This window comes from Lentzea sp. NPDC055074, from assembly GCF_053608005.1.
Genome location: NZ_JBSGUQ010000026.1, coordinates 100131 through 120865 on the forward strand (window position 1 = coordinate 100131; position 20735 = coordinate 120865).

Sequence of the window (20735 nt, forward strand, 5' to 3'; positions counted from 1 at the left end):
GTCCTCAGCCGAGGGCGCCCCTTTTCACATTTCAGGCCTCGGGCACCATCACCGGCTGGTGCAGCTCGGCCTTGCCGGCCTTGCAGATGAAGTAGGCGTCGATGTTCGTCGCGCGCAGCGTCACCTCGGAACCGGCCACCAGCTCGCGGTAGCGCGGCAGGTCGGGAAGACCGATGGCGACGGTGTCGAACGGGTGCGTCTGGCGCAGCATCAACGACTTGCGCAGCGCCTCGCCGAACGCCCAGCGGGGCGACTCGTCGTCTCCGGGGACTTCTACCAGCGCGCCTTCGAGGTGACGTTCGAGCGCGGCTCGCACGTGGTCCGCCGTGCCCCACGCCGCGATGTCCGTGACAGTCATGTGTCACGTATCGGGATAAATCACGGGATCATTAGCCGTTGGGATGTTTCGATCAGGTCATGTTCCCGCGTCCTGCCATCCTGCTGGACGTCGACGGCCCGCTGAACCCGTTCATGGCGAAGCCGACCCGGCGTCCGGCCGGCTACACCACGCATCGAATCCGTCCGTACGGTTTCTTTCGCCCTCTGCGCGTGTGGCTGGACCCGTCGCACGGCCCGTGGCTGCTCTCGCTCGCCGCCGCGACCGGCGCGGACCTGGTGTGGGCGACGACCTGGGAGCACGAGGCGAACGAGTTCATCGGCCCCTTGATCGGGCTGCCCGAACTGGAGTGGATCGACTTCGGCGGCCGCGGCTCGGACCACACCGACGGCTGTCACGGCAAGGTCGCGGCGATCACCGAGTGGGCGGGCCCACGGCCGATCGCGTGGCTGGACGACGAGTTCCAGCCACGTGACCCGGACTGGGCGGCCGCCAGGCCGGACACGCTGCTGGTGCCGGTCGACCCGCGCAAGGGGATCGGCGTCGACCACCTCGAACGGATCAGGGCGTTCCTCCCTGGTGGAACGCGATCTCCGCGAACTCCCGCACCCGCGCGACCGTGATGCCTTCGCGCTGTTCCACGGCCAGCGGGTGGTTCGTGGGTTCGACCTCGATCAACGGCCGCACACCGAGCTCCTGCGTGTGCAGGTTGGTCTTGAGGTTGAGCGTCGTGAACTCGTAACCGGGCAGCACCGTCGACAGCCACCCGAAGTACGGCGGCTCCGCGGCGCGGGCGGGGTCCTCGAAGAGGTCGATCATGCGGGAGTAGTTCGCGGGCGACAGCGACACCCACACGCCCCACTCGAGGTCCTCCTCGGCGTCGCGAACCGGCAGCACGATGCGGCCGCGCACGAAGAAGTGCTCGTTCTCGATCACGCACTGCTCGCCGCCGAGGAAGCTGCCCGGCTTGTCCGCGACCTCCGGCGACCAGTACACCGGCGCGGGCATCGAGTAGGCGAACGGCAGGCCGTCGTGCACCTCACCGCAGCTGGAACAGGTGAACCCCGGGGAAGTCATGGCGGAAGCCTAGAGACCGCTCACGCCTGACGGATCGGCACGACCTCGACGAGCCGGCCGACGTCCTTGAAGTCCTTGACGTTCATAGTCAGCACCGGCAGCCCCGCGACCGCCGCCGTGGCCGCGATCTGCAGGTCCATCCTGCGCGGCCGCGGACTGCGCCCGGCTCGCCGCACCAGCGACGCCATCTGCCCGTAGACCTTGGCCTCCTCGACCCCGAACGGCAGCACCTCGAACGTCTGCAGCGCCGCGTAATACCGTTCCGTGCGCGCGAACCGCTCGACCGGGTCCTCGGTGTCGAGCCCGAACGCGAGTTCCGCGATCGTGACGGCACTCAGGTAGGGCTGGGCGTTCACGTACTCGCCCAGGTTCGCCCGCTCGAGCCTGATCAGCACACAGGTGTCGAGCAGACAGCTCAGCTCTGCCACGGGTCGTCCAGCGGGTCGTCCGTGCCGAACACCTCGTCGGCGGCCCGCCGGTCGGCCTCCCACCGCTCCGCGTCGACCGGCGGCAGGGTGCCGAACAGAACCTGGACGTCTCCGAGCGGCGGACGGGTCACGGCGTCCTCCCGGTACGGCGAGAGCTGGGCGACGGGCTTGTTGTTGCGGGTGACGACGAAGCTCTCACCCGCCTCGACGCGCCGCATGATCTCCGCGTTGTCGTTGCGGAGCTCACGCTGGCCGATGGCTTTGAGCTGCTGCATGCCACCACTGTAGCTCAATCCCCAAAAAGGCGCTACGGAGTAGCTACACCGTCGGCGGGCTACCCGGACGACATGATCAGGATCGGCACGTCGGGCTGGCGCTACCCGGAGTGGCGCGACGACTTCTACCGCGGCGTCCCCCAACGACTGTGGCTCGGCCATCTCGCCGGACACGTCGAGACGATCGAGATCAACAGCTCCTTCTACCACCCGCAACCGGCGTCGAACTACCGCAAGTGGGTCGCCGAGACCCCGCCGGACTTCGTCTTCGCCGTCAAGGGCCCGAAGCAGATCACGCACGTCAAACGCTTGCGCGACGTCGAAGACCCGCTCAGCGCGTTCGCCGGCTCGCTGGCGCTGGGCGCGAAACAGGGCCCGATCCTGTGGCAGCTGCCGCCGTCGTTGCGCTTCGACCGCGCCATGCTCCAGGACTTCCTCGCCGCACTCCCCCAAGGCCGTCACGCACTAGAACCGCGCCACGAGTCGTTCCGCACCGACGCCTACTTCGACCTGCTCCACGCGCACAACGTCGCTCACGTCGTGTCGGACGCACCGACGTTCCCGTGCATCGAGGCCGTCACCGCCGACTTCGCCTACTTGCGCCTGCACGGCCACGACGAGCTGTACATCAGCTCCTACGACGACGAGCAGCTCGACGAGTGGGCCGAGAAGATCAGCGCGTGGGACCGCGACACGTACGTCTACTTCGACAACACCATGCACGGCGCCGCACCGCGCAACGCCCTCAGCCTCATGGCCCGGTCCACGTCCGAAGCGCCGCGTCCCGCGTCTCTGGATCGGCCACCCACGCGACGTGACCGTCCGGCCTGATCAGCATCCCGCCGCACTCGTCCAACAGCACCGGCCGGCCAGGGCGCAGCAGCTCGGCGACGGTGGTGGACCTGCCACCGACCTGGACCGCCAGGTTCGGCGCCAACCGCCCGAGCAACGGGTGGTCACCCGGTATACGAGGGTCATACCGCGTGTCGACACCGGTCGCGAGCTCGGCGAGGTACTTGCCTGCCACGCCGCTCAGTTCCGTGACAAGGTCTCGCACCGGCGAGAGGTCCTCGCGCCCGAGCAACGACTGAGCCCGCGCGGTCCGCACCACTCGCGCACCCACCTGATGCCGTTCGTCGTGGTAGGTCCGCAGCAACCCGGCGGGCGCCCGGCCGGAGACGGTCGCGGCGAGCTTCCAGCCGAGGTTCATCGCGTCGGCCAGCGCCACGTTGACGCCGACGGCTCCCGCCGGTGGGTGGACGTGCGCCGCGTCGCCCGCCAGGACCACCCGGCCCGCCACGTAGCTCTCGGCCAGCCGGGCCGCGTCAGAGAACCTGCTGAGCCACAACGGTCTTCCCAGCGGCACCTCCCGGCCGAGGCGCGCGTTCAGCAGCTCCTGGACGTATCCGAGCTCCACCGGCCCGGACCGCGGTTCCGGCTCGTCCAGCACGATCCGCACGTATCCTGGCCGGGGCAGGACGAAGACCTCACCGGTCGCCAGGGCGTCGAAGTCGGCCTCGACGTCCGCGATCAGTCCCCACGACGTCGCGTCCACGCCGGGGAACGCGATGCCGGCACGCTTGCGGACCGCACTACGACTGCCATCGCAGCCGACCAGGTACGAGAAGCGCCGGCGTTCGTCTCCGACGACGACGTCGACACCATCGGAGTCCTGCGCGAAGTCCACGACCTCGCGCCCCCACTGCACACGCACGCCGAGTTCAGCGAGCCACTCCTCCAGCAACTCCTCGACGCGGTTCTGCGCGATGCCGAGCGTGTACGGGTGATCGGTGTCCATCGTGGAGAAGTCGAGACCCACGCCCGGCAGGAACATCCCGTACGGCACAACGGGTCCCTCGGCGAGGAACCGGTCCACCAGCCCGCGCCGGTCGAGCAACTCGAGGCTGCGCGCGGACAACGTGAACCCGCGCGGATGCGGGAACCGTGCGGGCGCCGCGTCGACCACGGTCACCTCGACTCCGGCCAGCGCGAGCTCGGCCACCACCATCAACCCCGCCGGACCCGCCCCGGCGACCAGCACCGTCATCGCGCCTCCTCCGGCCACGCGAGCCGGCCGGACTCGATGTCGCCGATGATCTCCTCGACCCACCCCAGCTCGGCCTCCGCGAGCCGCACCGCGTACTCGACCTCCACGACGAACAGCCGTGGCACCTGCTCGAGCGCGTTCTGATGGCCGCCACGCATCTCCTCCAACGACGCCCGCAGCCGCTCCGCCCGTTCCCGCAACGCCTCCACGGCCCCGGCGGGTCCGAGCGCGCCCAGGTAGCTGACGGCGGAGAGGAACTTCGGGAACTCGGGCTGCGGTTCGCGGACCAACCGATCGACCCAGCGCGTGAACTCCTCGCGCCCCAAGGGAGTGAGCCCGTAGATCGTGCGTTCCGGCCGGGCTCCGACCTTCACGGTCTCGCGCGCCTCGATCCACCCCTCACGCATGAGCGCGCGCACCACGTCGTAGAGCGAACCCGTCGTGACCTTGAAAGACCGGTCCATGCCGCGCTCGCGCAACGTGGCCGCCATCGCGTGGGGATGCAACGGCGACTCCATCAACAGACCTAGCACCGCCATACCCAGCGGGTTCTTCATCACTCGACTCCGATCGATCGGATCCGAGTATTTGATTCGGGACCCCGGTTGTCAACTAGGTTGTTCAGATATGAGAACGATTCGCGTCTTGGCTCCCCTGCTCCTGGCCGCGAGTCTCGTGGCTCCCGTGCAAGCGCACGCGGAGGAGGCGGCCTGGACGGGCCCCCTCAGCACCCGAGGCCGGTGGATCGTCGACGCCCACGGCGACCGCTTCAAGCTCAAGTCCGGCAACTGGCACGGTGCGAGCGGCACCTACACCGGGTCCGGCGACATCAACGACCCCGCCAACCACCACTCCGGCGAGAAGGCCGACCAGGTCCCGCTCGGCCTCGACCGGGCGACCATGGCCACGATCATCAGCGGGTTCAAGGAGATCGGCGTCAACAGCATCCGGCTGCCGTTCTCCAACCAGATGATCAAGGACACCAACCCCGTCAACGGTCTGAAGGACGCGCAGCTCAACGGAAAGCGGCCGCTGGAGGTCTACGACGCCGTCGTGGCCGAGCTGACGCGCAACAACCTCGCCGTCATCCTCAACAACCACACCACGACCTCGCGGTGGTGCTGCGGTGTCGACGGCAACGAGCGCTGGAACACCAGCCAGAGCACCGACCAGTGGATCAACGACTGGGCGTTCATGGCCGACCGCTACAAGGCCAACAAGCGCGTGGTGGGCGCGGACCTCTACAACGAGGTGCGCCGCAACGTCTGGGACGACCCGAACTGGGGCTGGGGCAACGACCACGACTGGCACAAGGCCTCCCAGCAGGCCGCCGACCGCCTCCAGCAGACCTCGCCCGACCTGCTCGTCATCGTCGAGGGCATCAACTGGACGGGCATCCCCGTCGACGGGTTCGCGCACGGACGGCCGACGCTGGAGCCGGCGCGGTTCCTCAGCCACACGCTCGCCAACCCCGCGAAGCTCGTCTACTCCGCGCACTTCTACGGCTACACGGGCCCGAACCACAGCGGGGCGACGGGAATCGGCGAGACCACCGACCCGCGTTACCAGGACCTCTCGCCGCAGGAGCACGTCAACGTCCTGCAGCGCCAGGCCTTCTTCATCACCGAGGCGCAGAAGCACTTCACCGCGCCGTTGTGGATCAGCGAGTTCGGCGTCGGCGGCCGCGGCGAGAACAACCCCAAGGCGCGCGACTGGTTCGAGCGGTTCGTGAACCAGCTCGTCGTGAACGACACCGACTTCGCCTACTGGCCGCTGGTCGGCTTCCACACCAACCGGGGCGGCAACGGATGGGCGCTGCTGCACTGGGACGCCGCCGGGAACCGCATGGGCGTCAACGACGGCGACGACTGGCGGGCCGGCGCGTGGAACCGTCTCGTCAACGCTCCGAGCCGGACCGGGCAGATCCCGAACGAGACCCGGTGGAACCAGCTGGTGAAGGAGTCCTGCCCGCAGAACGAGAAGCTCGTCGGCATCAGCCACACCGGCAACCGCGGGCTGTGCGTCAGCGGTCCACAGTGGAGCGGCACGACGAGGGTCACCAACGAGCAGCACGTGACCAACGACTGGGCGTCGGGCTACACGAAGCTCCAGTGCCCCGCCGGCAACGCCGCTGTGGGCTACGCGAACTTCACGTTGGTCTGCGCCCCGGTCGCGCAGGGATCGCAGACCCGCGTGCTGTGGTTCGACCGGAGTGACAACCGGCCGGACCAGGGCGGCGACTGGGCGAACGGGCACTACAAGGGCCAGTGCGCGCAGGACGAGCACATCGCCGGTGTCGCCTACAACTGGCGCAGGACCCCGGACGCGTTGCTCTGCAGGAAGTGACTCCGCTCGAACTTCAGGGCGAAGTGTTCCAGGAAGGCGGCCGCGGGATCTTCGACGTCAGTCGAGGTCCTGCGGCCGTTCTCCGTCCGCACGACCTTCTTGTCCGTCACCGTGATCCGCCCGGCGGGCAACGCGAGCGACGCCATCGGCCCGGCGCGGAAGTGCGACTCCGGCGCGGTCTGGTGCCACCAGCAGGTCGGCGCGAACTCGGCGAGGTCGCGCGGCCGGCGGTCCAGCCGGTAGCGGGGCTTGCCGTCCATCAGCACCTCCACGTCGTCGCCGACGTCCACGAGCCGGAAGACACCGAACGGATCGTGCTGGTCCTCACGCGACTCCCACTCGAGCGGGCGCAACGTGAACGAGCCGAACCCGACGTCGGCGAGCCACGCGCCGTCCACGAGCAACGCCATGTGATCGAGCGGTGGGCCGAGCCGCTGCTTCTCGCCGATCGTCCGCGCGGCGAGCACGTCGACGTGATGTCCCAAGTGCCGCAACAACTCCGCGAACAAGCCGTTGAGCTCGTAGCAGAACCCACCGCGCCGCTGCACCACGATCTTGTCGTACAGCCACGGGACCTCCAGCACGATCCGGATGTCCATGTGGGTGTCGAGGTTCTCGAACGGGACGCTCAGCAGATGCCGTTCGTGCAGCTCTGCCAACGAAGAAGTGCTCGAGGCACCGATGCGCTGTAGGTAGTCGTCCACCGTGTCACGATATCCACATGGGCGAGGTCAGGATCGGTACCTCGGGGTGGGTCTACCCGCCCTGGCGCGGCGTGTTCTACCCCAAGGGCGTCACGCAGAAGCGCGAGCTGGCGTACCTGAGCGAGCAGCTCGGTTCGGTCGAGATCAACGGCTCCTTCTACTCGCTGCAACGCCCGTCGAGCTATCAGAAGTGGGCCGCGGAGACGCCGGACGACTTCGTGTTCTCCGTCAAGGGCAGCCGTTTCATCACGCACATGAAACGCCTCAAGGACGGCAACGAGCTCCTCGCGAACTACCTCGCGTCCGGTGTCCTCGCGCTGGGCCCGAAGCTCGGCCCGGTCCTGTGGCAGCTCCCGCCGACGTTGCGGTTCGACGCGGACCTGCTCAGCGACTTCTTCGAGGGTCTCCCCCGCACCACCACCGAGGCCGCCGAGATCGCGAAGCGCCACGACCACCGCGTCGACCCGGCGCACACGACCACGGACGCCGAACGACCGATGCGCTACGCCCTCGAAGTGCGTCACGACAGCTACAACACGCCGGAGTTCGTCGACCTGCTCGCACGCCACGACATCGCGCTGGTGGTCGCGGACGCGGCCGGCAAGTACCCGTTCATCGAGGAGGTGACGAGCGACTTCGTCTACGTCCGGCTGCACGGCCACGACGAGCTCTACGTCAGCGGTTACACCGACGAGGGCCTCGACCAGTGGGCGGAGAAGGTCAGGGCGTGGCGCGAGCGCGGCGACGTGTTCGTGTACTTCGACAACGACGCGAAGGCCTACGCCCCGCGCGACGCGAAGGCGCTCCAAGATCGTCTGGCCGATTGATCCGAACGGACGCACACTCTTCTCCGACGGAGGTGCGCCCATGTCGACGAAGAGCCTCATCACCGCCTTGGTGATCACTGCGGGCGCGATCGCCTCCAGTGGGATCGCCGTAGCGCAGAGTGACAAGACCTGCGACAAGGGCGAGTTCTGCGTGTGGTCCGGACCGGACTACACGGGGACGATCCAGCGCCTCGACGTGGAATCGGCGAATCCGGGTGAGTGCATCACGCTCGCGGTGACCGGGAAGTCCTTCGCGAACCGCCTGAGCAGGGACGCGACCGTGTACCAGCGGGAGAACTGCTCGACCGAGGCCGAGTTCACCACCTACCCGAAGCACGGCACGTACGTGCCCGACGCGTACTTCGTGATCAGGGGCCTGCAGGTGTGGGGTCCCTAACGACGGCGCCGGACTTTAGTCACCCTATGCAACACCACTCGATGGTGTGAGTACTCACCAGTAGGTCCCCTTTCGTGCCTAAGTTGCCGCCCTATCGAGTGGTGGCAGCTGGAGGAAATGTGACCGTGGCGGGTGAAGCCGGGTTACTCGAACTGATGGCCGGGCGACTGGCCAAAGACGATCTCACCCCACGTGCGGCAGAACTGGTGCTGGCGGCGTGCCGGGGCGACGCGGCGCTGGAGCGCACGCTCGCCGGCGTGCCCTCCCCGGACGAGGCCCCGCGAGAGCGCACGAACGGCCCCGGCCAGGGGATCTTCGTGTCGGAGATCCGGGTGCGCGGTTTCCGCGGCATCGGCCCGCAGGCACGCCTGCCGCTGGCACCGGGTCCGGGACTGACCGTCGTCACCGGCCGCAACGGCTCGGGCAAGTCGAGTTTCGCCGAGGCCGCCGAACTGGCGCTGACCGGCTACAACGCGCGCTGGACCCGTGCACGGCACGACGTGTGGAAGCAGGGCTGGCGCAACCTGCACCAGAGCGACACCGCCGTCGAGCTGGACCTCGTCCAGGCCTGCCAGGCGAACAGGACGACGATCCGAAGACAGTGGGCGCCGCAGGACGACCTGGCGCGGGGCGAGTGGACGCAGGACGGGCAGCCGTTCGACGACAGCCGGTGGCACGAGGCACTGGAGACGTTCCGGCCGTTCCTGCCCTACAGCGAGCTGGGGACCGTCCTCGACGCCCAGCCCGAGGACCTCTACGAGGCGATGCACCGCCTCCTGGGCCTGGAAGCGATCACCGAGGCGCAGCAGGCGCTCGCCGAGCACCGCAAACGCCTCGCCGAGATCGTCGCCCGCCCTCACGACCGGCGCGAACGCGTGCGCACGGAGCTGCTGGCGTCGCAGGACGAACGCGCCCGCCGGGCCGCCGCGCTGCTCGGCAGCGACTCCCCCGACCTCGACGCGATCGCGGACCTCGCGCTCGGCGCGGACGTCGGCAGCGGCACGAACCTGCTGCACCAGATCGTGGACGTGGCGCTGCCGCCCGACGAGGAGGTCGACCGGGTCCGCGAGACGCTCGACCTCGCGCTCGGCGCCGTCACCGCGGTGGCGACGGCCAACGCGCAGGACTCGTTGCGGTGCAGCGAGATCCTGCGGCTCGCGATCCAGCTGCAGGAGTCGGCCAAGGACGCGCACCGGGACCAGACGTGCCCGGTGTGCGATCTCGGCCGGCTCGACGGGATGTGGCTCGGCAAGGCCAAGGAACGCGCCGAGCACCTCGCGAGGGCCGCCGCCGAGCTGCACGAGGCCGCCGACCGCCTGGACCTGGCCGTCGCGGCCACGCGGGCGTTGTGCGTGCCGGTGCCCGAGGTGCTGACCGAGGCGCAGGGCGTGCTCGACACGACGACGACGTTGCAGGCCTGGCAGGCGTGGGAGGACTGCGCCTCGATCGACGACCCCGTGCGGCTGCGACAGGAAGTGTTCGATCGGTATGCAGACCTCATACAGGCTGTCGACCAGCTGAAAGCCGTCGCCCGCGAGCAGATCGAACGGCGCGACCTGGTGTGGCGGCCGATGGCCATCGCGTTGTTCGAGTGGCATTCCCAGGCGCAGCAAGCGATTGCGGACGCCGAGGTGCTCGCCGACGTGACGGAGGCGGAGAACTGGATCCGCAAGACCGCGGCCACGCTGCGGTCAGAGCGGATCGCGCCGTTCGCCAAGGAGTCCCAGCGCATCTGGCAGCGGCTGCGCCAGCAGAGCAACGTCGACCTGGGCGCGGTGCGGCTCGGCGGCGCCCGCAACGTCGAGCTGGACGTGTCGGTCGACGGCGTCACGAACTCGGCGCTCGCGGTGATGAGCCAGGGCGAGCTGCACTCGCTGGGGCTCGCGTTGTTCCTGCCGCGCGCGATGGTGGACGAGAGCCCGTTCCGGTTCGTCGTGATCGACGACCCGGTGCAGGCGATGGACCCGTCCAAGGTGGACGGTCTCGCGCAGGTGCTCGCCGACGTCGGGCTGACCCGCCAGGTCGTGGTCTTCACGCACGACGAACGGCTCGTGGAGGCGTTGCGGCGGTTGCGGCTCTCGGCGACGGTCTGGGAGGTCTGCCGCGGCGAGGACTCCGTCGTGCAGGTGCGGCTGGCCGACGACCCGGTCGGCCGGTGCCTGGCCGACGCCCGCGCGATGCGGATAGACGAGGACCTGCCGGACGCGTTGCGGGCCGAGCTCGTGGCGTCGTGCTGCAGGGCTGCTCTGGAAGCGGCCTCGCACGCGCGGTTCCGCCGCGCACGGCTCGGTCGCGGTGTACCTCACGCCGAGGTGGAGCGCGTGCTCGAATGCGCGCTCACGACCCGGCAGAAGCTCGCGCTGGCCGTTCTGGACGACCTCGCTGAGCCGTCGAAACTGTTGCCACATCTGGAAGAGGTAGTCGGATCTTGGGCGGTCGACCTGCTGCTGGCGTGCCGGGTCGGTGGCGACACCGGAGACCTGGACGTGCTGATCCGCGACACCGAGCTGCTCGCGGGGTGGCTGCAGAGATGAGCCTCCCCTCCGACGTCCAGGATCGGCTGACCTGCGTGGCGAACCTGCTGGCGCGCCCGGAGCAGCTCGACGGCGTGCGGATCCGGTGCTGCGCCGAGCTGTTGCGCACCGCGGTGGAGCGGTCGGTGGCCCGCGCGTGCGGCGCGGACAACGCCGACCAGCCCGTGCACGCGCTGCTGATCAGCCTTCCGTCCCATGTGGACACCGACGTGGCGCACGACGCGTCCCAGCTGTGGCACGCGCTGAGCCGCGCGATCCGGCACCACGGCTACGAGCTGACCCCGACCGTCGCGGAGCTGACCGGCTGGCACGCCGACACCACCGCCGTCGCGGGCGCGCTCGAGCCGACCCTGACCCTGTCCGGCAACATCGACCTCACCTGAGGGCACTGGTGAAACTGCTGCTGTTCGCGGACCTGCACCTGGACACGCGCTTTCCCAGCGCGGGACCGGAGCGGCGTCAAGCGTTGCGTGACACGCTGGGCCACATCGTGGACCTCGCACAGGAATCCGAGGTCGACGCGATGTTGTGCGCCGGTGACCTGTACGAGCACGATCGGTGCTCCCCGTCCACCGCGGAGTTCCTGCGGTCGTCGTTCGACTGCCCGGTGCCGGTGTTCCTGGTCCCGGGCAACGACGACTGGTACGGGCCGCAGTCGGTCTACCAGCAGGTGGACTGGACGCCGAACGTGCACGTGTTCTCGTCGGAGTCGATGACGCCCGTGGAGCTCGCCGACGGCATCACGCTGTGGGGTGCCGCGCACGTCGGGCCCGGCCCGGCGCGGAACGTCCTGGACGGGTTCGCGGTGAACCGCGGTGGCGTGAACCTGGCCCTGTGCCACGGTTCCGCACCCGATGACGTCGCGATCACCGGGCTGGACCACGCGTTCCTCGGGCACGTGCACACGCCGGAGCACGCCACGGACTACACGTTCCCGGGCAACCCGGACCCGCTGACACCGGGCGAGACCGGGGAACGCGGAGCCGTGCTGTGCACGGTGAACGAGGACGGTTCGGTGTCGCGCGAGGTGTTCGACGTGTCGTCGTCGCGGTCGCTCGGCTGGATGGACTCGGAGCAGACGTTCCCGTTGCTGGACTTCGACACCGTCGCGGCGGAACGGACCGTGCGCGGTCAGTTCGTTCGTGACGTGCTCGCTGATCCGTCTTTGGACATGGCGCTGCGCGGCCGCGTGTTGTCGGCCGGCCTGCGGGCGTTGGAGGAACGATGAGGATCGAGTCCGTCACGGCGCACGCGTTCGGGCCGTTGCACGAGCGCACGTTGCCGTTGGCTCCTGGTCTGACCGTGGTGTCGGGTGCGAACGAGTCGGCGAAGTCGTCGTGGCACGCCGCCATCCGCGCGGCGTTGTGCGGTGACCCGTCGATGCGGCACCGCCCGTGGGAGGGCGATTCCTGGCGGGTGGCGGCGACGGTGTCGCTGGAGTCGGGCGAGGTCGTCGCGGTGGATCGCGACCTGAACGCCGACCTGGCACCGGACGGCTCGCGCTGGGTCGGGCTGGACCGCCTGTCGTTCGCCGCCACCGCGTGCGTGGACCAGGCGCAGCTGCTGACGGTGCTGGACGCGGCGGACGGTCTGCAGGACCACCTGCGCCGCGCGGCGGCGACCGCGGGCACCGACGGCACGGTCGAGCAGGCGTTGCAGCGGCTGACCGCGCCCGTGGACGCGTTGCGGGACGCCCAGAACCGCTTGCGCGAGGCCGAGACCGACCTGGCCGTGGCGCAGCGCGAGCACACCCGGTACCTAGGACTGAGCGCACGGGCCCGCGCGGCCGCCGCCGCTCGTGCCCGCCTGGCCGTGCAGGAGCACGCGGCGACGCTCGACTCGATCTCGGCGCGGGTGGCGAGGCTGACCGAGCTGCAGGAGCGCTTCGGCGACTCGCCGCCGTCCGGGCTCGCCGCCCAGGAGGAGCTGACGCACCTGGTGAACCGCGCGCTGGCCGCGTGGCGCGCCGCACCGACCCCGCGGGTGCTGCCCGGCCCGTCCGCGGAGGCGTTGGAGAACGAGCTCGCCGCCATGCCGGACTTCCCGGTCGGCGAGACCGCGCTGGACGACGAGCTCCGCGTCGTGGCCTCGGCCTACGCGACCGCGTCCGCTGTCGCCGCGGCACATCACGAACGCCGTCCGTCACCGCGGACGAACGCCGAACCGTCCGCGCTGCGCGGGCTCGCCACACGCCTGGACCCGGCCGCCGGTGGCCGCCTGACCACGGCGTCGATCGACGTGGACACCGCCCGCCAGCACCAGGACGAGGCCGCCGCCACCGCGGCACGAACCCAGGTAGAGGCGGACGTCGCGGCGGCGCGCGTGCAGGAGATCGCGGTGCCGAACCCGTTCCTGCGCAACGCCTTGCTGGCACTGAGCTGCCTCACCTCACTGGTGGGCGTGCTGCTCTTCCTGACAGGCCAGCAACTCGCCGCCATGGGAGTCCTCGTCGCCGCGCTGGTGGCCGGCGTGGGCGGCGCGATGTCGAGGGGCAGCGCCACCGAACGCGAGGCCGCCGTGGCCTTCGCCGCCGAACGAGCCGCCACCGCCACCGAGGCCAGAGGCGTCCTGTTCACCGCAGACCGCACCCTGGCCGAGGCAGAAGGCCAACGAGCGGTGGCCGCCGAAGCCGCACGAATCCACGACGAGGCCCTGGCCGAGTGCGCGTCCCTCGGCATTCCCGCGGACCGCGAAACGTTGTGGCGCCTGGCGAACCGCCCCGCCTGGGAGGCCGAACACGCCGACCTGGTCTCCGAGGTGGCCCGCACCGAGAAGGCCATCCGCGTGGAACTGGCGGCCCGCGGCAAGGTCGACGCCTCGATGACCGTCCCAGACCTGCTGGTGGACTACGAAACGGACTGCAAGGTCCGAGCCCGCCAGGCGTCCATGGCGGCCCAACGCCCCCTGCTGGCCCAGACCCTGGCCGACCGCCGCCTGGCCGAAGCCACCGTCGCCGAGGCAACGGCCGCCCACACCAAGGCCCTCGACCTGCTGCGCGAAGCCGTCACCACCATCGGCCGCACCGGCGACCGCCCGGAAGACCTCCTGCGCGCGATCGCCGAGTGGCAACGGGACTGGGACCGCCTGCTGCGCGAAGCCGAGGACGAGCGCAACGCGTGGGCGGAGCTCCAGTCCCTGATCGCGTCCGGCACCCTCGACGACCTGGAAGCCACCCACTCGGCGGCCCAGACCCATCACGCCACCCTGCTGGAGGCGGCCGCCCGCTACGCGGCCTGCGAGGCAGTGGACCCTGCCCTCGCTCCGAGCGCGGACTCCCTGGCAGCCACCGTCGCCGAACTGGCGCGGACCCTGCCGAGCGTCCCGGACGCCGAGGAAGCGCTCGCGGCGGCCACCGCGGTCTTCGCCGAGGTGACCGCCGAGGTGGAGGCCATCGACCTCGCCTCCCGCTACCTCACCGCGGCGCGAGAGAAGGTGCACAGCACCATCGCCCCGGCTCTGGAGAACACCCTCCGCACGTGGCTCCCGTCGGTGACAGACGGCCGCTACGTCGACGCCGCCGTGGACCCGTCGACGCTGACGGTGCAGGTGTGCGCGGCCTCCGACGCGTGGCACCAGGCCTCGCGCCTGTCCCTCGGCACCGCGGAACAGATCTACCTGCTGCTGCGCGTGGCCCTGGCGCAGCACCTCGCCACCGAGGCCTGTCCGTTGCTGCTGGACGACGTGACCGTGCAGGCCGACGACGCCCGCACCCGTGCCGTGCTGGACCTGCTGCTGCAGTTGTCGGCGGATCGGCAGATCGTGCTGTTCGCGCAGGACGCGGCGGTGGCGGAGTGGGCGCAGGAGCGGCTGGGTGAGCGGGACGTGCTGCACCAGCTCACGCCGGTGGCGGCCTAGAGGACGCGGTGCCGGTGCGCCTCGAACATGGGCGCCCTGGCACCGTCCGGGTCTTTGACGGACCGGCCGGCCAGGCGTTGCTCGATGAACGCCTGCACGCTCTCGAGCCCCTGAGCCGGCGGTCCGGCCTGGATCAGCAGACTCTCGTCGACGTAGACGAACCCGTGCTCGAACAGATCGTCGCAGCCGAGCGTGCACGCGGCCATGATGTTCCGCCAGTCACGCTTTTCGGCGTCGGTGCAGTCCGCACGTCGCTTGATGTGGGCCGCCCGCACCAGCCTCCGTGGCATCGCCTCCCCGCACAGCTCGCAGGCGATGATCGGCCTGCTACCGAAGACCATCCTCTTCAGCCATGCCTGCTCCCGCCGAACGGTGACCGCGGCGACGCCGTCGACGTCCCCCTCGAACTCGTCGTCGAGATCCAGGTCCTCCGGATCGGGCTCGCCCAGCAGCTCGACCTCGTCCTGGTCGGCGAGCACGATCGGGGCGCCCTGCCGGCACCCTGACATGCGCAGCGCGCCCATCCCACGATGACCGAGCTCACCGACGCCGAGATGATGCCGCACGTCGAGCAAGCGCACGTCGACGCGATGCGGGTACGGCTTGTCCGGCCAGACCTCGTCGGCCGAGTCGTACAGCGGCCTGACGATCTCCATGACCGCGACCTCCTCGATCCGCACCCGCAGCCAGTTCTCCTCGGTGGTGCGGGGGCCACCCGGAGCCCTGTGCCCGAGTACGAGCACGTCACCGGGCTGGAGTGACCCAGCGGCGTCGTACCCGTCCTTGCGGTCGAGCACGGAGGTCTCCCACCCCCACACCGCCTGGTCCTTGCCGATGCCGAAGTTCTCGGCGGACTGCTCCCCCACGTACACATATGCGGTCCGGCCCACTGCCCCACCTCACCGTTCACGATCGGTCTCCCGATCAACGATGAATATCACCTCGGCCCGACATTCACGAACGCCGCTTCCGAAAATGTCAGACCCCGTCGCTACCGTCGGCCCATGACCAACGCCGCCTTCCGCAAGCTCACCCCCACCACCGACGAGAAGCTCGCCGACCTGGGCCTGCGCCTCGCGATCCTCGACCGCGCGATCGCCGCCGGGATAGACGCGCGAGCCGCCTCGCCGCCGTTCGGGCCGACCAACGCGCCGGGCCTGCTCGACTGGATCCACCGGGTGGGCACGTTGCGGCAGCTGCTGGCGGCGGAGGGGTGGCAGCGCCTCGACCACTGGAACGCGGGGCTGATCAAGCACCCGTCGCGGCCGGTGCTGCTCGGCACCCTCCAGGGGAACCGGGGTACCGGGTCGACGGAGGCGCCGTTGCGGAGTGACTACGCGAAGGGGCCTGCCATCGCGGCGATGATGCGGGACAACGACCACGACCAGTTCGCGCTGTTCGAGAACGTGCGGACCGAGGGTCTGAAGTTGTGGTTCCTGGTGACGTATCCGCTGCAGCTCGAGGATCGGCTCGTGGTGTTGCGCGAGGTGTCGCAGCCGGAGCCGACGCCGCAGAACCAGATCATCGAGCGTTGGGCGCATCGGATTCCCCTGCCGCCGATGGAGTTCCCCCAGCTCAAGGCTCCCAACGTGGACGGTCCGGAGGAGGTGGACTTCCCCATCGCGCTCCGCCGTTAGCGCGAGGCCGCGTCCGCAGGTCACGCGGGCGCGACATAACGGTCCGGTCGGTGCATCAGGACCCGCCTGGCAGTCCGCTGCGCCGCCAGCGAGAATGACCGGATCATGCTCACGCCCTCGCGACTCACGCTCGCCCGCACCCGGCGCGGACTCACCGCCGCCGAGCTGGCGCGGAAGTCGGGCGTGCAGGCCCGGGCGATCGGCGAGTACGAGCGCGGGGAGCGCAGGCCCAAGCCGGCCGCGGTCGAGTCGCTCGCGGGAGCGCTCGGTTTCCCGGCCGAGTTCCTGTCCGCGCCGGAGCCGCCTCGGCCCCAGAACGCGCCGCACGACGCCCAGGTGACGGCGGCGGCGCAGCTCGCCATCGAGTTCAACGGGTGGCTGGACCGGCTGTTCGTGCTGCCGCAGCCGAACCTGCCTCCGCCTCGCACGTCGCCGCAGGGTGTGCGGGACGCGTGGCGGCTGGCGACCGGGCCGGCGCCGAACATGGTGCAGCTGCTCGAGTCCCACGGTGTGCGGGTGTTCTCGTTGCCGGTCGACTGCGTCGAGCAGGTGGCCTTCTCCTGCTGGCACAACGGGACGCCGTTCGTCTTCCTCGCGCCCGTGGCGACGCCGGAGCAAGCTCGGTTCGACGCCGCGGTCCAGCTCGCTGTGCTGCTCGGGCACGACGAACCGCAGGAGTTCGCCGCCGAGTTCCTGATGCCCCAACGGCAACTGCCCGGCACCGACCACCGGCACTGGCACGTCGGCAGGGACCATTTCACGAAGTGGGCGAACGTCCACAGCCTCGTGCCGGGCGGCATGACGCGCCGCGAGACCTCCAAGCTCCTCACGAAGGTGTTCAAGGTCCTGCGCGAGAACGGCACGACACCGCTGCACGTGGCCAAAGAGCTGAACCTGGGCCTGGAGGAGCTGAACGGGCTGGTGTTCGGGCTCGTGCTGACCGCGCTGCCGGGTGGCGGAGAACCGGGACCGAGAGGACGTGCACGCCTCACCCTGGTCAACTGATCACGACCTGGGAAGTCGTGCCCAGGAACCGCCGGTCCGCAACACCACCCGGATTCTGGTCACGGGCTGGAGTCTCCAAACCATCCCACTGGGCCAAACGAGCGATTTGTGAAACGGATCGCCCGGCGTACCCGACACTGAGAGTGACGGGTCGCCGAGTCGTGAGGATGCCCCATGACGATGCAGCAACGCACAGAACCCTCGCCTGCCGCCGTTTTGATCGCTGTCGCCGTGCTCGCGCTGGTTCTGACCGTTGCCTTCGGCCCTCTGGGCTTCGTCATCGGTCTCGCGCTGTTCGGGTTGATGTTCATCGGCACGAAGAACAACACGGCCGAGCAGATCGTCCCGGCACGCACCCGTTCACGCCTTCGCCGGCTGTCGACGGCCGGGCGGGTCTCGATCGTCGGAGAGGCCCACCACCAGGACGCCATCGCCGAGGTGGTCAGGCTCTCGACGTCCGCGGACGACACCTTCGTCCCGGCGACGGCGGTGCTCGTGCCGGAGTCCGCCGGCCGCCACGACCGTCCGGCGGTGCGGGTCGACCTGCTGCGCGGTGACGGCACCGCGGTCACCGCCGGCTACCTGCGCAGCGAGCAGGCCGCCGAGTACCAGCCGCTGCTGCTCGACCTCGCCGAGCTCGGCGAGGTCGGGTCGTGTCCCGCCCGCATCGTCGGCAGCAGCTCCCACTACGGCGTGCACCTGCATCTCGGTGTCCCGCGGCTGTTGCTGCTGGACCACGAGGCGCTCGGCACGGCGCCGACGCTGCCCGCCGAACAGCAGGTCGCCGTCGTCGGCGAGGAAGCCCATCAGCACGTGCTGCACCGCGTGGTCAACGGTCGCACGCCTGTCCACGTCGTCGCCGAGCTCCGGGACTCCCGCATAGTCAAAGGGTCCAACACCGGCGAACACACGCTCGAGGTGCTCCTCGAAGGCGAGTGCATCGGACAGCTCACGTACGCGATGGGTCTTCGCTACTGCGAGATGGCGCAGGAGTGGCGCGCCCGCACGGGGCGCGCACTCTGCGAAGCCGTCATCACGAACGAGGGCACGCGCGGCCTTCAGGCGAACTTGCTGCTGCCCAAGTAGTCGGCGAACGTCCGCGGCTCACGCCCGAGGACCCGCTGCACCCCGTCGGCGACGTGTGCTTCCTTGCCTTCGCGGATGAGCACGACCAGCATCGTGACGAGGTCCGCGATCTCGTCGGAGTAGCCGTGTCCCCGCAACGCCTCGGTGAACTCTTCCGCCGCGATGTCCACGTACCGCACAGGCTTGCCGGTCACCTCGCTGATCCGCGCCAGCACGTCGGGGAACGACAACGCCTCGGGGCCGCTGAGGTCGTAGGTCCGCCCGTGGTGGCCTGGCTGGGTGAGTGCGACGACGGCGACCTCGGCGATGTCGACGACGTCGATGAACGGGTGGACGCCCTGCCCGGCGGGGACGGCGAGCTCACCCTGCTGCACGGGCCCGGCGAACATGTCCTCGTCGAAGTTCTGCATGAACCAGGTGGGCCGCAGGACCGTCCACTCCGCACCCGAGTCCTTGACCGCCGCCTCGAACGGGTCGTCGTCGGGTGCACCGCGCATCGACAGCAGCACGAGCCTCGTGACGCCGGCCTTCACGGCGACGCCCACGAAGTCGTTCAGCAGCAAGGGGTTCTCCGGCGGCACGACGTAGACGGCGGTGGTGCCGGCGACGGCGGGCTCCCAGGTGTCCGGGTCGGCCCAGTCGAACTTCGTGGACGCGGACCGCGACGCCGGACGGGCGGCGGAGCCGAGGAGGTCGGTGACGCGGCGACCGGTCTTGCCGGTGGCGCCGAGCACGAGGACGGAGTCGGGGTTGAGTGCGCTCGATGTGGACATGACTAGAGCTAATCAACGTTGACGCGGACGAACCATGCCTCAACAGCCGCTGTTCTTGCTCGTTCGTCCACGTGGTAGGTAGTGGTCATGAGTCAGCGTGATCTCGTGGACCTGAGGGACGCCCTGCGCGCGTTCGCCGCTGCCCGCGACTGGGACAGCTACCACACGCCCAAGAACCTGGTGATGGCCTTGTCCGCGGAGGTCGGCGAGCTCACCGACCTCTTCCAGTGGCTGACGCCCGAAGAGGCCCAGGACGCGATGAAGGACCCCGATCTCGCGTGGAACGTGCGTGACGAGCTCGCGGACGTGATGCACTACCTCACCAGGCTGGCGGACAAGCTCGGCGTCGACCTCGTCGAGGCCGCGTTCGCCAAGATCGATCGCAACGAGCGGCGGTTCCCGACCGGGAGCCTGACACCGGTTCCAGTGGAGAAGGGCGAGCTGTGAGTCTTCAGAACGTGCGGGCACTGCACGTGCACCAGAAGGTCACGTTCATGGTCAACCGCTACGAGGTCTTCGTCGACGACAACGGCCGGCCGGGCGCTCTGGTCGGCTTCGCCGAGCAGAAGAGGCTCAAGATCAAGGAGCGGGTCACGATCTACACCGACCCGTCGAAGAGCCAGGTGCTGTTCGAGTTCAACGCGCGCAAGGCGATCGATCTGGGCAGCGGCTACGACGTGACGGACGGGCAGGGCAGGTCCATCGGGTTGTTCCGCAAGAACTTCGCGAAGTCTCTGCTGCGGTCGACCTGGCACCTCGAGCAGCCGGGTCTCGGTGAGGCGACGGGGGCGGAGCGGAACAGGTTCCTCGCGGGCTTTCGCCGGCTGTGGCAGTGGATCCCGATCGTCGGAGATGCGCCGTTCCCCATGCGGTATCACTTTGACTTCGTCACGGAGAACGGCGCGCCCGTGTTCAGCGTCGACAAGAAGACCTGGCTTCGGGACCACTACCTGGTCCAGATCCAGGATCCTGGCGTCGACCGCCGGCTCGTGATCGCTCAGGCCGTGGCGCTCGACGCGCTGCAGTCCCGCTAGGACTAGAGGTAAGTCAGCAGGAGGAGGATCAGGCACACCAGCAGCACGACGCCGAGCACTGCGGGCAGGACCGACTGCGATGACGGCGCGGGCTCGCGGGCGTGCCTGCCCCGCCTCCTGCGCGCTCGCCACCGCAAAGGTGCCTCCCCTACCCACTGCTCGTTCATGACGATCACGGTAGGGAGGAACAACCCGAGCTTGACTCACGTCACCCGCTCGCCGGGGTCTCATCACCCGGTCAGCCGCTCAATGAACACAGGGCCACATGCACGCAGACATGAAAAAGCCCTGCGGGGAGCGCTTGTGGCGCTCGACCCGCAGGGCAAATTATGTTCGGCGGCGACCTACTCTCCCACACCGTAACCAGTGCAGT

General features: G+C 69.6%; 24 protein-coding genes. 14 read left to right on the plus strand and 10 right to left on the minus strand.

Annotation, left to right across the window (positions count from 1 at the left end; genetic code table 11):
* Nucleotides 1-31: 31 nt before the first annotated feature.
* A complete protein-coding gene (locus tag ACWF7A_RS39710) occupies nt 32-358 on the minus strand; it encodes a hypothetical protein (RefSeq protein ID WP_452255658.1) in 327 nt (108 codons plus the stop codon).
* A gap of 59 nt (nt 359-417) precedes the next feature.
* Here ACWF7A_RS39710 and ACWF7A_RS39715 point away from each other — a divergent pair, with 59 nt between their 5' ends.
* Complete coding sequence (locus tag ACWF7A_RS39715; RefSeq protein ID WP_452255659.1) at nt 418-960, plus strand: HAD domain-containing protein; 543 nt, start codon at nt 418-420, stop codon at nt 958-960.
* Here ACWF7A_RS39715 and ACWF7A_RS39720 read toward each other — a convergent pair.
* The 3 genes from ACWF7A_RS39720 to ACWF7A_RS39730 are packed head-to-tail and all read right to left on the minus strand — an operon-like array spanning nt 899 to nt 2117.
* Nucleotides 899-1414: a DUF2199 domain-containing protein gene (locus ACWF7A_RS39720; protein ID WP_452255660.1), complete on the minus strand. Its 516-nt coding sequence runs from the start codon at nt 1412-1414 to the stop codon at nt 899-901. The two genes, ACWF7A_RS39715 and ACWF7A_RS39720, sit on opposite strands and share 62 nt — an antisense overlap.
* A 20-nt stretch (nt 1415-1434) precedes the next feature.
* A complete protein-coding gene (locus ACWF7A_RS39725) occupies nt 1435-1842 on the minus strand; it encodes a PIN domain-containing protein (RefSeq protein WP_452255661.1) in 408 nt (135 codons plus the stop codon).
* Entirely contained in the window at nt 1830-2117 is a 288-nt protein-coding gene (locus ACWF7A_RS39730; protein ID WP_452255662.1) for a type II toxin-antitoxin system Phd/YefM family antitoxin, read from the minus strand. Before ACWF7A_RS39730 ends, ACWF7A_RS39725 begins: the two co-directional genes overlap by 13 nt.
* A gap of 72 nt (nt 2118-2189) precedes the next feature.
* Here ACWF7A_RS39730 and ACWF7A_RS39735 point away from each other — a divergent pair, with 72 nt between their 5' ends.
* Nucleotides 2190-2948 (plus strand): DUF72 domain-containing protein, encoded by a 759-nt coding sequence (locus ACWF7A_RS39735; RefSeq protein WP_452255663.1) that lies wholly within the window; start codon nt 2190-2192, stop codon nt 2946-2948.
* Here the strand turns inward: ACWF7A_RS39735 and ACWF7A_RS39740 are convergent.
* Together ACWF7A_RS39740 and ACWF7A_RS39745 are read right to left on the minus strand one after the other, a co-directional pair.
* Nucleotides 2869-4164: an FAD-dependent monooxygenase gene (locus ACWF7A_RS39740; RefSeq protein WP_452255664.1), complete on the minus strand. Its 1296-nt coding sequence runs from the start codon at nt 4162-4164 to the stop codon at nt 2869-2871. The genes ACWF7A_RS39735 and ACWF7A_RS39740 overlap by 80 nt on opposite strands.
* Entirely contained in the window at nt 4161-4721 is a 561-nt protein-coding gene (locus tag ACWF7A_RS39745; RefSeq protein WP_452255665.1) for a helix-turn-helix transcriptional regulator, read from the minus strand. The genes ACWF7A_RS39740 and ACWF7A_RS39745 overlap by 4 nt, the downstream gene beginning before the upstream one ends.
* 88 nt (nt 4722-4809) lie before the next feature.
* On the opposite strand from ACWF7A_RS39745, the gene ACWF7A_RS39750 reads away from it, so the two are divergent.
* Complete coding sequence (locus ACWF7A_RS39750) at nt 4810-6510, plus strand: glycoside hydrolase family 5 protein (protein WP_452255666.1); 1701 nt, start codon at nt 4810-4812, stop codon at nt 6508-6510.
* On the opposite strand, the gene ACWF7A_RS39755 is transcribed toward ACWF7A_RS39750, so the two are convergent.
* Nucleotides 6465-7214: an arylamine N-acetyltransferase family protein gene (locus ACWF7A_RS39755; protein ID WP_452255667.1), complete on the minus strand. Its 750-nt coding sequence runs from the start codon at nt 7212-7214 to the stop codon at nt 6465-6467. The genes ACWF7A_RS39750 and ACWF7A_RS39755 overlap by 46 nt on opposite strands.
* Before the next feature lie 17 nt (nt 7215-7231).
* On the opposite strand from ACWF7A_RS39755, the gene ACWF7A_RS39760 reads away from it, so the two are divergent.
* The 6 genes from ACWF7A_RS39760 to ACWF7A_RS39785 all read left to right on the plus strand — a co-directional run bounded on the left by ACWF7A_RS39760 (nt 7232) and on the right by ACWF7A_RS39785 (nt 14827).
* Nucleotides 7232-8041, plus strand: coding sequence for a DUF72 domain-containing protein (locus tag ACWF7A_RS39760; protein WP_452255668.1), 810 nt, complete (start codon nt 7232-7234; stop codon nt 8039-8041).
* 40 nt (nt 8042-8081) lie between these two features.
* Complete coding sequence (locus tag ACWF7A_RS39765; protein WP_452255669.1) at nt 8082-8438, plus strand: peptidase inhibitor family I36 protein; 357 nt, start codon at nt 8082-8084, stop codon at nt 8436-8438.
* 155 nt (nt 8439-8593) lie between these two features.
* On the plus strand, nt 8594-10972 hold the full coding sequence (locus tag ACWF7A_RS39770; RefSeq protein WP_452255670.1) for an AAA family ATPase: 2379 nt from the start codon (nt 8594-8596) through the stop codon (nt 10970-10972).
* Nucleotides 10969-11355 (plus strand): hypothetical protein, encoded by a 387-nt coding sequence (locus tag ACWF7A_RS39775; RefSeq protein ID WP_452255671.1) that lies wholly within the window; start codon nt 10969-10971, stop codon nt 11353-11355. The genes ACWF7A_RS39770 and ACWF7A_RS39775 overlap by 4 nt, the downstream gene beginning before the upstream one ends.
* Before the next feature lie 8 nt (nt 11356-11363).
* A complete protein-coding gene (locus tag ACWF7A_RS39780; RefSeq protein ID WP_452255672.1) occupies nt 11364-12200 on the plus strand; it encodes a metallophosphoesterase family protein in 837 nt (278 codons plus the stop codon).
* Nucleotides 12197-14827 (plus strand): ATP-binding protein, encoded by a 2631-nt coding sequence (locus ACWF7A_RS39785; RefSeq protein WP_452255673.1) that lies wholly within the window; start codon nt 12197-12199, stop codon nt 14825-14827. Before ACWF7A_RS39780 ends, ACWF7A_RS39785 begins: the two co-directional genes overlap by 4 nt.
* Here ACWF7A_RS39785 and ACWF7A_RS39790 read toward each other — a convergent pair.
* Nucleotides 14824-15717, minus strand: a complete 894-nt coding sequence (locus tag ACWF7A_RS39790) for a hypothetical protein (RefSeq protein WP_452255674.1) — start codon at nt 15715-15717, stop codon at nt 14824-14826. The two genes, ACWF7A_RS39785 and ACWF7A_RS39790, sit on opposite strands and share 4 nt — an antisense overlap.
* Nucleotides 15718-15831: 114 nt before the next feature.
* Between ACWF7A_RS39790 and ACWF7A_RS39795 the strand changes: the two genes are divergently transcribed.
* The 3 genes from ACWF7A_RS39795 (at nt 15832) to ACWF7A_RS39805 (ending at nt 18555) form a co-directional block, all read left to right on the plus strand.
* Nucleotides 15832-16464: a hypothetical protein gene (locus tag ACWF7A_RS39795; protein ID WP_452255675.1), complete on the plus strand. Its 633-nt coding sequence runs from the start codon at nt 15832-15834 to the stop codon at nt 16462-16464.
* A 105-nt stretch (nt 16465-16569) separates the two neighbouring features.
* Nucleotides 16570-17469: a helix-turn-helix domain-containing protein gene (locus ACWF7A_RS39800; protein WP_452255676.1), complete on the plus strand. Its 900-nt coding sequence runs from the start codon at nt 16570-16572 to the stop codon at nt 17467-17469.
* Nucleotides 17470-17643: 174 nt separating this feature from the next.
* Entirely contained in the window at nt 17644-18555 is a 912-nt protein-coding gene (locus ACWF7A_RS39805) for a hypothetical protein (protein ID WP_452255677.1), read from the plus strand.
* On the opposite strand, the gene ACWF7A_RS39810 is transcribed toward ACWF7A_RS39805, so the two are convergent.
* Nucleotides 18528-19328 (minus strand): NmrA family NAD(P)-binding protein, encoded by an 801-nt coding sequence (locus tag ACWF7A_RS39810; RefSeq protein ID WP_452255678.1) that lies wholly within the window; start codon nt 19326-19328, stop codon nt 18528-18530. The genes ACWF7A_RS39805 and ACWF7A_RS39810 overlap by 28 nt on opposite strands.
* Nucleotides 19329-19415: 87 nt before the next feature.
* Here ACWF7A_RS39810 and ACWF7A_RS39815 point away from each other — a divergent pair, with 87 nt between their 5' ends.
* Entirely contained in the window at nt 19416-19775 is a 360-nt protein-coding gene (locus tag ACWF7A_RS39815; RefSeq protein ID WP_452255679.1) for a nucleotide pyrophosphohydrolase, read from the plus strand.
* Nucleotides 19772-20362, plus strand: a complete 591-nt coding sequence (locus tag ACWF7A_RS39820) for a hypothetical protein (RefSeq protein WP_452255680.1) — start codon at nt 19772-19774, stop codon at nt 20360-20362. The genes ACWF7A_RS39815 and ACWF7A_RS39820 overlap by 4 nt, the downstream gene beginning before the upstream one ends.
* Before the next feature lie 2 nt (nt 20363-20364).
* Here ACWF7A_RS39820 and ACWF7A_RS39825 read toward each other — a convergent pair whose 3' ends face one another.
* Nucleotides 20365-20529: a hypothetical protein gene (locus ACWF7A_RS39825; RefSeq protein WP_452255681.1), complete on the minus strand. Its 165-nt coding sequence runs from the start codon at nt 20527-20529 to the stop codon at nt 20365-20367.
* Nucleotides 20530-20735: the final 206 nt, after the last annotated feature.